A 14,087-nucleotide genomic window follows, 5' to 3' on the forward strand; every position below is an offset into this window, starting at 1 on the left:
CCATCATCGTCTATCCCTCCTTGCTGGTATTATAGCATGGAAACGAGGTTTATAGATGACTTTGTCAACAGGTCCATGACATAACATAATTTCTTATGATTTCGCTTTCAATTTCTCCATCACTCATGCCGCAGTTCTTTTCCATGCTCTCAAACACCAAAGATTTTATCTTATTTGCAACGCCCTCGTCAACAGGGACAATGCGGCGAAAATCTGTTCGACCTGTAATATCCATTCCCTCCGGACAATATGGGTTAACATGCTCCTTTGGCGGTAAAGAGCCATTTGGAAGTTTATGGGTTAAGTGCGAATTTTGAACCTTATAATTTTGTTGCACAAATCGTGTCATTCCTGTAATCGTCATAAGTACACCTCCAAATAACAATACACCCTGTTTTAAGAATAGCTGTCATAACCATAGTTTACAGTTATACGGGCTGTTGCTGTAGAAACATCTGTGAATGCAGAACCACGATTATAGATATAAATTTTCCAAGTGCCTTTCGGGTAAAAATCGTTAAACTCATCAAATTCAACCTTACCACTGGTGCTTATATATCGTTCTGCCTGATAACCATTCGGGGATTCAACAACGATATAAAATGGGATGCTCCCCCTACTCACAGTAACATTTAATTCCACATTTGTTACACGAGCATTAGCTGAGATGCTTCCAGAGGAAGAATTGAAGATTTTGGACTGAGAGCCAGCTATGCTATTCATCGTCCCAGTTCCGCCAGTGAAGTAATCATTATGGAGATACATCGGGCTAACCATATTTTCAGAGGGAAGTTCAGCAGCAAATACAGATGTACCACACATGGCACACAGCATCAATATTATTAGACAAAGTGATGTTATACGCTTTTTCATAATTGTAACTCCTTTCAATGTGATTTATTGTTGTTTGCATATTTGCTATCATCTTAACAAGAATAGTACTATAGACTCATAGGCAATCACCTCTTTTCCATTCGCCATTGTCAGAAACTTACCAAACAATAATATTCTTTATAAATATAATTGGCTCTTTTGGCGAAAATATAATATCCATCCCCCCAAAAAAATTTCATCGTTGCAAAAACACGATTTTCCGGCAGCTCGGAAGCTGCGTTTTGCCTTCTGTGGGGTGGCGGGATATTCAGTTGTTAATAATAAAAGAGGGTGGTAGCACTTTGGGCTATCGTCCTCTTGGCTGCATATTTGCAAAGACAGGCGGGGCTGTCAACGGTGGGCGAAGCCCATTTACTTGCCGTTGACTGGCTCGGCTGGATTTGCTATCTGCTCGACAAACTGGAAACGGTACTTGTGTCTATAGTCCAAATTTTTCCCAATCTTTAACCGATTCAATAACAGGTATCCAGCTATCGATTTCAAATTCTTCTTTTGTAGGCGGTTCTGCATATCCATCTACTACAAGTGTTCCACTACATTTTATGTGAGCCTTTCTCACCAGTCAGTAGAATATTCCATGCTCCACAAGATTTCCTCCAAATCATCATCTGAAATGGAATACTGCTTCTGAATCGGTTTCAGCGCAGTTATTATTTTATCAAATTCTTCGTCATCATCTATTTTGTCCGATAATTCATCATAATTCTGTAACCCACATTCTTCTTTCAACACCCTAAGAACCTCTTTTTGAGAAGCCTTTCGCAGAGAATCACAATCCCTATCATGAAGTATCTCATCAAGATATGTAAGCAGATTCTCGGAAATGAACACCATGCGCTGGTCTATTTCTTCTGGTGTCACCATGTCTTCGTCAAAATCAAACAATACTTCGTGGTCAATCTGGTAAATTCCGCATTTCTCTTCTTCCGGCATTTTTTCCAGTCGAATACAACGGATAAAGTAGCCATCTTCATCCCATGCGAAAGGCAAATAGCCACATCTAACAAGGACAGGATTCCATGCGTTTTTCACTCCTTGAAAATGTTCAGCTACAGAATTACGTCCTATGGGATTATCAAAGCAGTGATGGGTAACAGTCAGAAATGCTTTCAAAGAAAGAGGCAGTTCAACTCCTATTTCTTTTTCCAATTTCTTGATTTCCCCATCCGAAATCATAGCCGGAACCAGCTTCCATTTCTTCCATTCATCATTAGGGTTCACATCATCGCTCCACATTTCTTTTTCCTCTTCCTCAAGAGGAAGTGTCACACGGATTTCTTCCTGTGAAAGCTTCTGATAATACTGTTCAAAAAAATTTCTCATGTATTCCTGATACTCGGCATAGGTCATTTCAGCACCATCCTTTTTATTCCGATTTGTCGATTTGTTCATAATCATATCATACCATACAGACCTTAAGAAATCTATTTATTTTACTCTTAATTTTAGGAATAGTGAGGGCTACTGTCTACAAAAATTTTGTGTTACTTTACCGCACATGAGCATTTGCGCCGGGGTTGTCGTTGCCGTAACCTTCCAGCAGGTTGATGACACCCCACACGCCGAGACCAGCGCCGAGGGCGATCACGAGGGTCTGAAGAACGGTGATTGCCTGATTGAAGAATTCCATACATCAATTAGCCGGAATCATTTTGAAAAGTTTGATTAGTCAAGGTTCATAGGCATACAAATCCAAAACCATGTCAGAAAGCTATTACCAAGACCACCAAGGAACCAGAGACAAAGCAAGCAATACCACCAACTGAAACAGCTATGTAATAAAAAGAGAGAAGCCCCCGCTGGCAGTTCGATTTGAACTACCAGCGGGGGCTTCTCTCTCTGTTTTCTGTTTGCTCAGAGGTTCGAATCACCCCACATCACGAAAATGGCCTTTTGCATCTCCATCTCGTCTGGTGCTCGATTTTGTCCTCTGAAACGGCTGAAACCCTTGCCGCAGCAAGGGTTTCAGGGGTTGCATCTTTTTCAGCAACCTTAGTTGGTCCGAGTGGCGGGATTTGAACCCACGGCCTCTTGGACCCGAACCAAGCGCGATACCAAGCTTCGCCACACCCGGATATAAACTTACACCGGCCCGACATGTGAAAAGACAGAAAACCAATCTCTACATGCAAGGCACTGAAAGGTATTATAATAAAGATACCGGCAATTGTCAAGGAAAATTCAAGCCAAAGAACAGACATGGTGCTATACCGCGAAGAGTTTGTCAAACTGCTTTGGGTGTGGTATGATAAAAACAAAAAGGAGAGAAAACCGACTGAGGAAAGGAAGGAAGCTCCATGCGGATACTGGATCAGGAATGGATAGACGCTGTGGTGCAGGCGGTGAAAGCGGCAGGGGCGCTGCTGCTGGACCCTGCGGCAATCGAGCGGATTACAGCCAAAGGACAGGCAGATTTTGTGACCAATGTTGATTTGACCGTTCAGGAGAGGCTCCGGGCCCAGCTGGAGAAATTAGCCCCTGAAGTCCAGTTTATGGGGGAGGAGGGAGATCGGACGGCTATCGCCCCGGACCGGCCCTTCTGGATTCTGGACCCGGTGGACGGCACCACAAACCTGATCCACCACTTTGACCACAGTGCCGTATCGCTGGCGCTGGCATGGGAAGGGCGGGTGCGCTTTGGCGTAGTGTATCACCCCTATCGGAAAGCCTGCTTTACCGCCCAACAGGGGGCAGGAGCTTTTTGCAATGGTCTCCCCATTCAGACCAGCGCTGTGTCCAAACTGGAGGACAGCCTGATCTCCGTGGGAACGGTGCCGGGCTATCGCCAACTGGCTGACGAGGCTTTTTATCAAATGCGGGTACTGTACGACTGCTGTCAGGATGTGCGGCGTACCGGCTGCGCATCCCTGGACCTGTGCGATGTGGCCTGCGGGCGGCTGGATGGGTATGTGGAGCTGATGCTTCAGCCCTGGGATTATGCCGCCGGTCTGCTGATCGTCACTGAGGCGGGCGGAACGGTCACTGCGCCAGACGGTGCTCCGGTGTCCCTGCTTCAGGGCGGCGGCGTGCTGGCCTCCAATGGGCGGCTTCATAGTGCAATTCAGGAGAAACTGAGCAAGACTAAATGATATGAGAAAAAGACGGCGCGGCGGAAACAGTGTTTCCGCCGCGCCGTCTTTTGGTTCAGGTGCTCAGTGCTGGCCCAGCTGGAAGGAGGCGCACTCGGTAGAGGCGCACTTGGTAGCGTTGGGCTCGCAGCAGCCGACCTTGATCTCACTGAGGGTGCAGTAGTTCTGACCGCCGCAGTGATGGGCACAGTTGGACACGGAGCACTTGATGCTGTTGTTAGGGGTCTGGTTCATCGCAAATTCCTCCTTGTTACCGTGGTACGCTCCTAGTATGGACGGCAGGGGGAGAAACTATGCGGACAAAACCTGGAAAATTAAAACAGAAAAGTGGAAAACCCAAACACAGGGCCGTGTCACTTCTGCGGCGTATCGTTCTGCTGGGAGGAGTTTTCCACATGCTCCACCACCGTGGGGATAAAGCGGGGGGCAAATTTTCCTTTGCCTCGGTTTTTGACATAGAAAAAGCCGATGAAAGAGAACAGAACTGCACCGATGAAATTGACAAACAGATCCTGCATGGTATCGACGATACCGATATCCAGATAGCCGCCCAGCCCCAGGGACTGCTGGGCGCCGTCAGCGGTGACCACGATCACGTCAATGATGTTTTTGATGGATACAGGGTTGTTTCCGCCGGTGGGGTCCAGCATCACGGAACCGATGGTGTGAACCACCGTATCTTTTTGCATATCCAGAAGAAAGAGATAATCCATGGAAAACTCGAAAAATTCCCACAGCACACCGATGGTCATGGAAAAGCAGAAGGCCACCACAGACAGGTAGACCGGTGACAGGCTGAATTTCAGCTTTTCGTTGCGGTTGAGGATGTCCAACAGGGAGAAACCAATGGCGGCGCACAGAAAGCCGTTGAGGGTGTGGAGCATGGTATCCCAATAGGGGAACTGGATGTAATAGGCCTGAATCTCCCCCAAAATCTCCGCGGCGAAGATGAACAGCAGGATGATGACTTCCAGGGTATCCGGGATCTCGATGCGAATGGTGCGTTCAATAAAGGAAGGCAAAGTGAACAGGAACAGGGTGAGCACACAGAAGAACACATTTTCAAAATTGCGGTTGAAGACCTGTGCCACCAGAGCCAGGATGACCAGGGCGCGAAGGATGATGTACACGGCGGCCAGACCGGGTTTGGCCTTGACCTGTTCCTTCAGAGCCTGTCGGCGCTGACCCTTTGGATGCTGTTCTTTTTTCATGAAGATACCTCCTTATCACCGGTCGGCGGAAGCTGAGCGGCGGCCAAACTGCGGTAGTGTTGGGCCGAATGGAGCAGAGATTCCCGCTCATCTGGGCGCAGGGGACGGATGACTTTGGCGGGAGAGCCCATCACCAGACTATTGGGGGGGATGACGGTGTGCTGGGTGACAAGCGCCCCTGCCCCCACCAAACTGCCAGCGCCGATGACGCAGCCATTGAGCAGGATGGCCCCCATACCGATTAGACTGCCGTCTTCAACCGTACAGCCGTGGACGATGGCCCCGTGGCCCACGGTGACGTCCTTACCCACCACAGCGGGAAAGTCCGCTTCCGCGTGGAGGACGGCCTGATCCTGAATGTTGGAGCCCTCGCCCAGGCGGATAGAGCCCTCATCGCCCCGCAGTACAGCGCCATACCAGACACTGGCGTCCTGGTCGATCTCAACGTCTCCCACCACCGTGGCGTTGGCGGCGATCCAGCATGTGGGGTGCAGGCGGGGGAACGTGGCTTCAAAGGGGTGAATCATGGGAAAAACTTCCTCCTTGCTGGCGTAATATGGGGTATGGGCACCATTATAGCCCCGTCCGCGCAGAGCCGCAAGTCAAATCCGCGACGGCGGCGCATAGAATAGAGCGGAGGTGAGAATCGTGGAACTGAAACGCAATCAGATCACGGTGGGGGAACTGCTGGACCATCCGGGCAGCCGGGCAGTGTTGCAGCGCCGCTTCCCCATGCTCTTCAAGCACCCCATTTTGGGGGCGGCCCGCTCCATTACCCTGGAGCAGATCCTGGCGGTGGCCCAGGCCTACGTACCGCAAAAGAAGATTGACGAGACCCTCAATGACCTGAAACGGGCATAAAAAATTCCCCTTTCAAACGGTACAGTGTTTGAAAGGGGAATTTTCTATGCGGTCCTGCGGCGGGGCAGGTGGGCGTACCAACGCAGGGAGTTGGTGTCCCGGGTGCGGCGGAGCAAAAGGGCGGTCAGGACTGTGTCCACAAGAAGCGCGGCCGCCGCTGGGGGTACCGCCCAGAGAGGAATGTGAACTGCCAGCCAGGTGACCGACGGATGGAGCAGGTAGTAGATCAACAGGGCCAGCACGCCCCAGTACAGCGCGAAGCGCAGGCAGGCGTGCCGCCCCAAGTGCAGGGGCAGGTGGGAGTAGTCCCAGAAGGAGACCCGAAAGACCTTTTCGTAAAAAAGGCCGGTAAACCACTCCACTCCGGTGCAGATCAGCACTGCGGCGGGGAAAAGGAGATAGGGCTTCTGCTGGACCCACTCCGGCAGAAGCAAAAGCCCTACCGCTCCCAGCCCATACACCGGACAGATGGGCAGAAACAGGCGGCACTTCCGGTCCCGTTTGGGCTCACCGGTGATGCGGACATAGCACACCTCTATCAGAAAGCCCAAAAAGCTGTAAATGAGAAAGTACCAGAACAAAAGCATACCGCTGTCCCCCTTTGGAGCTAGTGTGGACAGCGGGGGAAAGAAGGATACCTGCCAGTGTTTGCAGAGAGAGGAAAGCGAAGGAATTCAGGGGAAAGACGGGAGCGTCAAGGAGTCCTGCGAAAAAAGGAGGAAATTTGTCCATTCTGCTCTTGCCGGGAGAGGGGAAAATATGATACGATAGAAAAAATTCAAAAGGGGAAATGAAGCGTCATGCGGCATTTGATCGACTTTGGAGACCTGACAAGGGCGGAGTGGGATTCCCTGTACCAGCGGTGCAGTGATATTATGGACCACCCCGCCGATTTTATGGACGCCTGCCGGGGGCGGGTGATGGCCAGCCTGTTCTATGAGCCCTCTACCCGCACCAACTTTTCCTTCCAGACCGCTATGCTGCGGGTGGGCGGCACGGTGTTCGGCTTTGCCGATCCCAAGTCCACCTCCACCGCCAAGGGCGAGACCCTGAAGGACACCATCAAAATGGTGTCGGGCTACGCCGACGTGGTGGTTATGCGCAACCCCAAGGAGGGCGCCGCCAAGGCCGCCTCTCTCTATTCCGACGTGCCGGTCATCAATGCCGGTGACGGCGGCCATATGCACCCCACCCAGACTACCGCCGACCTGACCACCATCACCCGCCTGCGGGGCGGCGTGGACGGGCTGTCGGTGGGCCTGTGCGGCGATTTGAAGAACGGCCGCACCGTCCACTCCCTCATCAAGGCTCTGGCCAAGTTCAAGGGGATCAAATTCTTCCTCATCGCCCCCCGGGAGCTGGCGGTGCCCGAGTATATGCGGGCCTTTATGCGGGAAAACGATATGTGGTTTACCGAGGTCACCGGTCTGGAGGCGGTCATCCCCCAGCTGGATGTGCTTTATATGACCCGTATCCAGCGGGAGCGCTTTGTGGACCCCCTGGAGTATGAGCGGTGCAAGGGCATCTATGTCCTTACCCGCCGGAAGCTGGACCGGGCCCGGAAGGACCTGCTGGTCATGCACCCCCTGCCCCGGGTGGATGAGATTTCCATTGATGTGGACGACGACCCCCGGGCGGTCTACTTCGACCAGGCCCGCTACGGCATGTACGCCCGCATGGCGCTGCTCACCGACCTGGCCAACCAGGAGCGCAAGAAGCCCGACCCGGTGGAAATCGGCACCAAGCCGGTGTGCTCCAACCCCAACTGCATCACCCAGACCGAGCTCTACCTGCCCCCTCTGGTGAAGCAGAACGGCGGCGTGGACTGCTGCGCCTATTGCGACAAGGAACTGCGTTAACTACTTTAAAAACCCGCAAGCCATTGGTATGTAATGGTTTGCGGGTTATTCATTTTTCAAGGTTCTACTGATTTGTCCATTGTTTGTCCTTTATTGCTCTGAAAGTGGAGGTCATTTGGCCTTTGCCTGTAGCAAGTCGGCCACCGCTTCACTGGCCCTTGCCTGTGCCTCTGCAAAGCTGTGAGAGTACAGGTTAAGCGTTGTCGTGGTGTTGCTATGTCCCAATAGGGCGGATACAGTACGCACGTCTGCGCCGCTGTTGATAAGCAAGGAGGCGTTAAGGTGTCGAAAGGCATGGATACCCAAACACCGCTGACCTGTGCGCTTGCAATGCCGCTGTAACCATATACCTGGACTGCTGGGGTTAATGGCCTTGCCCATATCACTGGTGATTACCCTGTTACCGGCTTGCCACTGTGCCCCCCAGGAGATACGGTACTGGGCTTGTTCTGCCCTCCATGCCCTTAATAGGGTCGTTACCTCTACAGGGGCCTTAATTGTCCGCTGGCTCCCTGTGGTCTTGGGGGTGTCGGTATATACCCCCTTGCTCTTGGTGTAGTTGGTGGCCCGCCTGATGCTGATCGTCCCGGCCTCTAGGTCAATGTCAGGCCACTCCAGGCCCAACAATTCACCACGGCGGAAACCGCCATAGATTGCCAATGTGAAGAACACCCTCCAGACAGTGGGAGCGCCCTGTAGGCTGTCAAGGAAGGCTTGGGCCTCCTGTAGGGTGTAGACCTCTTTTTCCTTGTGTTGGGCTGCTGGGAGGGTCACACGGCTACAGGGGTTAGAAGCTAGCATACCTATCTTGACGGCATAGGACAACACTGTGGAAATAAAGTGGAAGTATCCCTTGACTGTACCAGGAGCCAGCTTTCCGCCCGTGTGTTGGTTTATTCCTTCTTCCTCCAGGTTGTTGATTAAGGACTGGACATGCAGGGCTGTCAGCTTGTCCAGCCTGATATGGCCTATCCCCTGGTACACTCGTACAGACTGGTGACGTAGGTTGTCCAGAGTTTTGGGCTTTAGGGTACGCTCTGCGACCTCTTTAAACCATTCTTCCGCAAAGTCCTGGAACTTGACCGCCCCGCTCTTGGTTGTCTCTTTGCACTCCAGGGCCACGATACGGCGCTGTAACTCCCGCTTAATCTGTGCCGGGGTCATGCCTGGCTCTGGTCTCCATGTCTCCGAGCGGATGATCTGTTTACCCACGCTGTCATAGCCGCAAGAGGCCCGTATCTGGTAGCTTGTCCCAGTTTTACCCTCTCGCTTTCTGACTGTTGCCACTTTTTTCACCTCCGGTACTCAATAAATAAAATGACTAAAATGACTTTATTCCCTGCCTAGCCCCTGAGCATAGTCCAATAGGGCGGTGAAGTCCGGGAAATCCAGGGACTTATCCTCGTATACTACGGTATAGGCTCCGCTCTTGCGGTCTTTGCGGATGGTGGCCCCATGCTTATACAGGATGCGCCTTACCCGCTGCTCCAGGGTGTGAAGGGGGATACCCTCTGTCCCTGTAGCCACTGTGGGCTGCTCCTGCGCCGCTTGTTGGGCCTGGGTGTTACCCTGTACCGCTGTCTGAGCCTCCTGGGGCCTCTGTGGGGCCTTGTCCCGCTCCATCGTCTCTGATATGGCTCGCCCTATAAAGCCGTTGACGCTCTCGCCCCGGCTCTCTGCGTGGGCCTTGATCCTGTCTTTTTCGCCTTTAGGGACCGTCAGATTAATGCGGTCGTAGTTGTTAGCCATGTACCGGTTAACCGCTCTCATTTGGGCCTTAGATATTGGCATTTTATCACTCCTTCCGGGGGGTCTGAATATAGGCAAATCTTCCCCAGTATGCTATGATTATATCACATTTATCTATCTGTGTATATAGTCATTCAGCATATATCTGAGCAGATAGATTTATGTGTTTTAACAGTTGATATATCTGCGCAGATATATTATACTTAATACTGCCAAGAGGGCAAAAAGAGCCGCCTCACCTGTTAGCGGCAGGTAAGGCGGCAGAAAGGAGGCGGAGCGCATGAAACGCATCCGCAGAGTGTGGTACTACAACGGAGAGGCGTACACCACACTGAAAGCGGCACTTGTGGCCGCATGGCCTAGCAGGTAACTAGGCACTAGGCACCAGGAACTAGGGGCGAAAGCCCCCGGCCACCCCAGTACCCCAATTGTAACACACAGCGCCACAGGGCGCAAGCCAAAAGCCCATTTTGGGCATCTGTTTCCCGGTACAATAAATTCAATTTATACAATTTAATCAGGAGGATGAAAAAATCATGGTAAAAACTATTAGCGCCTCTGAGGTGGCTGACCTCAATTACCGGCTCGGCTGCGTAACCGTTGCCCTGCGGTCTATCTGGGAGGTTATGGAGTGCGGCGGGTGTGCCGCTGAGGACTATATGCCCGGCCTGGGGTGTATCGTCAATGCCCTCTATGGGCTGTCGGATGAACTGACCGAGATGACCGGCGAAGGGTAAGAAAACAGCAAGGCCCCCTCTGCGTGAGGGGGCCTTTTTTGCTGCGTAAATGTGATATTCCTAAAAAATGGTAGAAGGGATAGGACGGTGGTTAACCGCTCTATCCCTTCTCTTTTTGGAGTGATTTCTACTGTGAATCACTCTTATTTTAACATTTTTACAACAAAAAATCAACTAACGTGTCGGATGGTTATGCATAGTTTTTGTGTTTTTTCATTTTTGGGAATCCAACTTGTTAACCACCCCCTGGGCTACTGCCCTGTAAAAGTCTGTCTCATTGTCGACTGCGGCATTGTACCACCAATTTCCGGCGGCATCCCGATAGGTTAGCGGCTCCGGGTCCAACTGGAAGGCTTGTCCCAGCAAGTGACCGTCAACCACTCGGAATCTGTGGCTGCATAGCCAGGTGACAGCCTCCTGCTTGGCCCGCTCGAAGCCCTCCCAGGTGCCGTTAGAGGCGCTTGCCGGGACAAATAGCAGCACCTGATCCCGTGCTGTGGCCGTTGCAAGAGGCTCCATACCACCAGCATTGCCCGCAAGGCGGTTAACTGTGTCCTGGTATCCGCCGTTATTGGTATTGCGGTTAATCATGTCGGCAATGGCCTTAAATGTCTCCGCTTCTCGCTGCTGATCGTCGGCCAATACACGGTCAACCAATTCTCTCACAATCTTTTCTTCACACATTGTTTAATCACTCCTATTGATTTATCTGCCGATGTGCGGTATAATAGCTTATCGACGATATTAAGTAGGGCCGCTACCGCTGGTTTATCTGCCGCCAGCGATAGCGGCTTTGCTTATGTCTTAATGCTGGTAATTACTGTAACCTCCTTGCTCGTCTTTGGTGATCTATGCCGCGTAATAAATACAATTTATACAATTAAATATTGCCCGCTCGATTAAATTGCATTTATTGTATTTATTGTATCTGTGTTGCGACTGTAGCTGACGTGATTAAATTGTATTTATTGATTAAATTGTAAGGGGGTTGACCAATATAATTTCTTTGGGCCTGCCCCGGCCTTGTGACTTGCGGACACGTCGGATGTAGTTCATCTCCTCCAGGGTGGTGATCGCTGGCTCCATGTCCTCTGTTTTTTGGTAGTGGCCTCGTGTAAGCTGTATAAGGTCGGTCTTGGTAATCTCCTGCCCACCGTGGGCTTGGATGCGCCGCCAGAGATACCGGGCCTCTGCCTGGGTCTGATCGCCGCCCATAAGACCATAAGCGGCTTTAGCGTGGGCCGTGAGGCACTCCAAGATGCTGGTAGCTCTGGCCATAACGTCAGCCGGTATGGGCGTTGCTGTGGGTGCATCGCAGTCCGCAATATGTAGTAGTGCCGCTATCCTGAGCGCGATTCCTACAGACTTGCCGCCCCAGTCCCGCATAGTGTATAGGTCACCGTCAGGGCCTAGCCGGTGCTCCGTGTAGGATTGGTACTGCCGCCTGACCTGGTCGGCCTCCGGGGACAATGTAATTGTACCGCTGTCCTGATCTGCAAGCATACGGCGTATAGTGGCCCGGTAGATCGCTGCGACGTTATCGGGGACAGGTGGGGGGGTAATCTCCCTGTGGCCTACCTTGCTCCTGCACATGGCATAGAGGTAGCGCCCACACAAGCCCCGGCCCCGGAAGGCACTGTTACCCATGAGGCCCCGTAGCACGTCAGGTTGCACGGTCAGCAGCATGGACAAGTGGGGGGATGGTATGTGGTTGGGGGGTCTGCCGATACGGTCAACTGTTATCGGGTCTGCGGAGTGGCCTTTTAAATAAATATCAACGTTGGCGCTCTTGTCATACCGCCCCGCCATCATGTCAAATACGCCGCCCTCCGACGATATTACGGTGATAGCCCCGCCTTGCTGCTCCAGCAAGTCAGCCAGCTTTTCCGGGGTGGAATCGTCCGCCAGCAGCCGATAGGGATACTTGATCTCGCTCTGGGCTTGCTCTGCCTCTACAGCGGCATTAAGCACGTCCTCCAGTGTTGTACCACCCTTTCCGCTTGCAAAGCGGCTCTCTGCGGCTTGGTGGGCCTTGTCCAGTGCGCTTGCCCTCGCCTTGCTTTGGGCCACGTCTGCGGCCTCTGCTGCCCGCCGCTCTGCCTCATACTCAACTGCTGGGCGGGTCAATGCCCCTATTACTGCACTCTTGCGCTCTCCGGGGGGCGCTACGGCCACAACATACAAGCATAACGGCTCCCACCAGTCCCCCGTAATCTGCACCTTGTACCGGCCTTGTGCGGTCATTGCCAGCACACCCAGGGACAACACCCCGGCCATCTCCGGTGGGGTCTGGGTGGCTGTGGATAGGGCTTGTGCAAAGGCCCCTATAGGAGCCGGTAGGGCATCCAGCGGGAAGTCTGGTAACTCTGGCTGCACCTCAAAGGGGACAGGCGGCTCCCAGTCCTCTTGTGAAAACTCTGCCTCTATCCTATCTGAGAAGTTATTGAAATCGACGATATTAATGCTAACACTTCCTTTCTCTGTTCAAAAAGTTCAACTTGCTGTTCCGGGGTGCCGTACAGTAGCCGGTCCGTCACATCCTCCAGCTGCTCCTTTAGCCTGATTGCTGCCGCCTCCCTGAGTGTGAGCCGCGCCCAGTCCGCTGTGTTGGCTAGCCGGATACAGTTGGTCAGCTGGTCAATGGTCTCCTTCCTCCATGCCTCAAACTTTTTGTACAGTTCCCGCGTGCGCTGCCGCTGCCTGGCCTCCTCCACCTGCTGGGGGCTAGGCTGCTTATCCCCGAGCGGGAGGTGAAGTGCAAAGTCGCGGTCAATTTGCCGTACAGCTGTCCACGTATCGCAACCCAATAGATACTTAACGATATCAATCGTGTCCCCGTGCGCCCCGCACGACCAACATTTATAATGTGGCCCCTTAAAGGTCAAGCTGGGGTGCTTGTCTGGGTGAAAGGGACATAGAGCCGCCCCCCGTGGGCCAACATTAAACCCGTAAAACCGTGCGGCCTCTCTGGCATCAACCATTTCCTTTATTTGGGCAAAAATGTCAGAGGTCAACTCGCCGCACCCCCCCTGGTTGGTGGGCTTGCTCTCCCTTGCCCGTCTGGGCCGGGAAAAGGTAATCCATCACCGTGCTTGCCTCAATCACCGTGGCACGGCCAACTTTAAAGGACGGGATAACACCACTCTTGACCGCCGCCCTAAGTGTCCCCAGCCCAACCGGACAATGCGGGTCACTCTGCTTTAGCTCTTGCCAGTACCGTTTTACACTCCTGAGTGCCATATTTTTTCTCCTTTCGCGCTAAAAAGTTTTTAAAAACGCAAAAGGGACCGTTACCAACCACCAAACAAGTAGTCAGTAACGGCCCCAATTAGCCCTTCCTCTGTGCCAATTCACAGAGGGGTCAATATAAAATTGTCCTACGTATATTATAACGTATCTGCTGTCAAAAAATCAACCCCAACCTGCCTAAAACATTTGTCCATTATATGTCCTTTACCTAGCTATGCCTTACCGTACTTTATTTATCCTAAATCAATCATATAACAGCCTAAAACAGCATGAATAAACCACTGTATACCACAGTATACTGGTGTTGTTCTTTTTGCGACAAGGAGCTGAAATAAAAAACGGTGCCATCCCATTAGGATGGTGCACTTGTCAAGCAAAAGTAGACACAGAAAAGCAAGTTTAGAGGAAGCCCCGTTCGGTCCTGTACTGAACGGGGCT

16 protein-coding genes, 1 tRNA gene and 1 pseudogene are annotated in these 14,087 nt (G+C 52.1%); 4 read left to right on the forward strand and 14 right to left on the reverse strand.

Annotated elements, in window-relative coordinates:
• Window positions 1-64 precede the first annotated feature (64 nt).
• The 5 genes and pseudogenes from Q0J75_RS12945 to Q0J75_RS12965 form a co-directional block, all read right to left on the reverse strand.
• Window positions 65-364 carry a hypothetical protein gene (locus tag Q0J75_RS12945; protein WP_297202156.1) on the reverse strand — a complete coding sequence of 100 codons (300 nt, stop codon included), beginning with the start codon at window positions 362-364 and terminating at the stop codon, window positions 65-67.
• Between the two features lie 32 nt (window positions 365-396).
• Window positions 397-873 (reverse strand): hypothetical protein, encoded by a 477-nt coding sequence (locus tag Q0J75_RS12950; RefSeq protein ID WP_243285546.1) that lies wholly within the window; start codon window positions 871-873, stop codon window positions 397-399.
• A 576-nt stretch (window positions 874-1,449) separates the two neighbouring features.
• Window positions 1,450-2,244 (reverse strand): SMI1/KNR4 family protein, encoded by a 795-nt coding sequence (locus tag Q0J75_RS12955; protein WP_218050517.1) that lies wholly within the window; start codon window positions 2,242-2,244, stop codon window positions 1,450-1,452.
• 151 nt (window positions 2,245-2,395) lie between these two features.
• Window positions 2,396-2,524: pseudogene (locus Q0J75_RS12960) on the reverse strand (Maff2 family mobile element protein); the annotation flags it as partial.
• Window positions 2,525-2,891: 367 nt separating this feature from the next.
• Window positions 2,892-2,968: transfer RNA gene (locus Q0J75_RS12965), tRNA-Pro, on the reverse strand.
• Window positions 2,969-3,191: 223 nt separating this feature from the next.
• Between Q0J75_RS12965 and Q0J75_RS12970 the strand changes: the two genes are divergently transcribed.
• Window positions 3,192-3,983 carry an inositol monophosphatase family protein gene (locus Q0J75_RS12970; RefSeq protein WP_297202169.1) on the forward strand — a complete coding sequence of 264 codons (792 nt, stop codon included), beginning with the start codon at window positions 3,192-3,194 and terminating at the stop codon, window positions 3,981-3,983.
• Window positions 3,984-4,046: 63 nt separating this feature from the next.
• On the opposite strand, the gene Q0J75_RS12975 is transcribed toward Q0J75_RS12970, so the two are convergent.
• From Q0J75_RS12975 to Q0J75_RS12985, 3 genes are all read right to left on the reverse strand, one after another.
• A complete protein-coding gene (locus tag Q0J75_RS12975) occupies window positions 4,047-4,217 on the reverse strand; it encodes a DUF1540 domain-containing protein (protein WP_297202171.1) in 171 nt (56 codons plus the stop codon).
• A gap of 119 nt (window positions 4,218-4,336) precedes the next feature.
• Complete coding sequence (locus Q0J75_RS12980; protein ID WP_297202175.1) at window positions 4,337-5,194, reverse strand: hypothetical protein; 858 nt, start codon at window positions 5,192-5,194, stop codon at window positions 4,337-4,339.
• Window positions 5,191-5,721 carry a gamma carbonic anhydrase family protein gene (locus Q0J75_RS12985; protein WP_297202178.1) on the reverse strand — a complete coding sequence of 177 codons (531 nt, stop codon included), beginning with the start codon at window positions 5,719-5,721 and terminating at the stop codon, window positions 5,191-5,193. Before Q0J75_RS12985 ends, Q0J75_RS12980 begins: the two co-directional genes overlap by 4 nt.
• Before the next feature lie 121 nt (window positions 5,722-5,842).
• Here Q0J75_RS12985 and Q0J75_RS12990 point away from each other — a divergent pair, with 121 nt between their 5' ends.
• Window positions 5,843-6,055 carry a hypothetical protein gene (locus Q0J75_RS12990; RefSeq protein WP_297202181.1) on the forward strand — a complete coding sequence of 71 codons (213 nt, stop codon included), beginning with the start codon at window positions 5,843-5,845 and terminating at the stop codon, window positions 6,053-6,055.
• 44 nt (window positions 6,056-6,099) lie between these two features.
• Here the strand turns inward: Q0J75_RS12990 and Q0J75_RS12995 are convergent, their stop codons facing one another.
• Entirely contained in the window at window positions 6,100-6,642 is a 543-nt protein-coding gene (locus Q0J75_RS12995; RefSeq protein ID WP_297202184.1) for a putative ABC transporter permease, read from the reverse strand.
• 213 nt (window positions 6,643-6,855) lie between these two features.
• Between Q0J75_RS12995 and pyrB the strand changes: the two genes are divergently transcribed.
• Window positions 6,856-7,914 carry an aspartate carbamoyltransferase gene (gene pyrB / locus Q0J75_RS13000; RefSeq protein WP_297202187.1) on the forward strand — a complete coding sequence of 353 codons (1,059 nt, stop codon included), beginning with the start codon at window positions 6,856-6,858 and terminating at the stop codon, window positions 7,912-7,914.
• Between the two features lie 111 nt (window positions 7,915-8,025).
• Here the strand turns inward: pyrB and Q0J75_RS13005 are convergent, their stop codons facing one another.
• Both Q0J75_RS13005 and Q0J75_RS13010 read right to left on the reverse strand, forming a co-directional pair.
• Window positions 8,026-9,201, reverse strand: coding sequence for a site-specific integrase (locus Q0J75_RS13005; RefSeq protein ID WP_297202190.1), 1,176 nt, complete (start codon window positions 9,199-9,201; stop codon window positions 8,026-8,028).
• 45 nt (window positions 9,202-9,246) lie between these two features.
• Window positions 9,247-9,705, reverse strand: a complete 459-nt coding sequence (locus Q0J75_RS13010; protein WP_297202194.1) for a hypothetical protein — start codon at window positions 9,703-9,705, stop codon at window positions 9,247-9,249.
• 494 nt (window positions 9,706-10,199) lie between these two features.
• On the opposite strand from Q0J75_RS13010, the gene Q0J75_RS13015 reads away from it, so the two are divergent.
• The gene (locus Q0J75_RS13015; protein WP_297202197.1) at window positions 10,200-10,400 is read left to right on the forward strand and encodes a hypothetical protein; all 201 of its coding nucleotides are present in this window, start codon (window positions 10,200-10,202) and stop codon (window positions 10,398-10,400) included.
• A 213-nt stretch (window positions 10,401-10,613) separates the two neighbouring features.
• Here Q0J75_RS13015 and Q0J75_RS13020 read toward each other — a convergent pair whose 3' ends face one another.
• The 3 genes from Q0J75_RS13020 to Q0J75_RS13030 all read right to left on the reverse strand — a co-directional run bounded on the left by Q0J75_RS13020 (window position 10,614) and on the right by Q0J75_RS13030 (window position 13,414).
• On the reverse strand, window positions 10,614-11,084 hold the full coding sequence (locus tag Q0J75_RS13020) for a hypothetical protein (protein ID WP_297202200.1): 471 nt from the start codon (window positions 11,082-11,084) through the stop codon (window positions 10,614-10,616).
• Window positions 11,085-11,372: 288 nt separating this feature from the next.
• Window positions 11,373-12,776 (reverse strand): YfjI family protein, encoded by a 1,404-nt coding sequence (locus Q0J75_RS13025; RefSeq protein ID WP_297202203.1) that lies wholly within the window; start codon window positions 12,774-12,776, stop codon window positions 11,373-11,375.
• 47 nt (window positions 12,777-12,823) lie between these two features.
• Window positions 12,824-13,414, reverse strand: coding sequence for a CHC2 zinc finger domain-containing protein (locus Q0J75_RS13030; protein WP_297202206.1), 591 nt, complete (start codon window positions 13,412-13,414; stop codon window positions 12,824-12,826).
• Between the last annotated feature and the right edge of the window lie 673 nt (window positions 13,415-14,087).

Source organism: uncultured Flavonifractor sp. (genome assembly GCF_944385615.1).
GTDB lineage: Bacteria > Bacillota > Clostridia > Oscillospirales > Oscillospiraceae > Flavonifractor.

Coding starts and splice junctions, on each gene's coding strand:
- Q0J75_RS12945 (WP_297202156.1), bottom strand. CDS start 364: ATGACGATTACAGGAATGACACGATTTGTGCAACAAAATTATAAGGTT.
- Q0J75_RS12950 (WP_243285546.1), bottom strand. CDS start 873: ATGAAAAAGCGTATAACATCACTTTGTCTAATAATATTGATGCTGTGT.
- Q0J75_RS12955 (WP_218050517.1), bottom strand. CDS start 2,244: ATGACCTATGCCGAGTATCAGGAATACATGAGAAATTTTTTTGAACAG.
- Q0J75_RS12970 (WP_297202169.1), top strand. CDS start 3,192: ATGCGGATACTGGATCAGGAATGGATAGACGCTGTGGTGCAGGCGGTG.
- Q0J75_RS12975 (WP_297202171.1), bottom strand. CDS start 4,217: ATGAACCAGACCCCTAACAACAGCATCAAGTGCTCCGTGTCCAACTGT.
- Q0J75_RS12980 (WP_297202175.1), bottom strand. CDS start 5,194: ATGAAAAAAGAACAGCATCCAAAGGGTCAGCGCCGACAGGCTCTGAAG.
- Q0J75_RS12985 (WP_297202178.1), bottom strand. CDS start 5,721: ATGATTCACCCCTTTGAAGCCACGTTCCCCCGCCTGCACCCCACATGC.
- Q0J75_RS12995 (WP_297202184.1), bottom strand. CDS start 6,642: ATGCTTTTGTTCTGGTACTTTCTCATTTACAGCTTTTTGGGCTTTCTG.
- pyrB (WP_297202187.1), top strand. CDS start 6,856: ATGCGGCATTTGATCGACTTTGGAGACCTGACAAGGGCGGAGTGGGAT.
- Q0J75_RS13010 (WP_297202194.1), bottom strand. CDS start 9,705: ATGCCAATATCTAAGGCCCAAATGAGAGCGGTTAACCGGTACATGGCT.
- Q0J75_RS13015 (WP_297202197.1), top strand. CDS start 10,200: ATGGTAAAAACTATTAGCGCCTCTGAGGTGGCTGACCTCAATTACCGG.
- Q0J75_RS13020 (WP_297202200.1), bottom strand. CDS start 11,084: ATGTGTGAAGAAAAGATTGTGAGAGAATTGGTTGACCGTGTATTGGCC.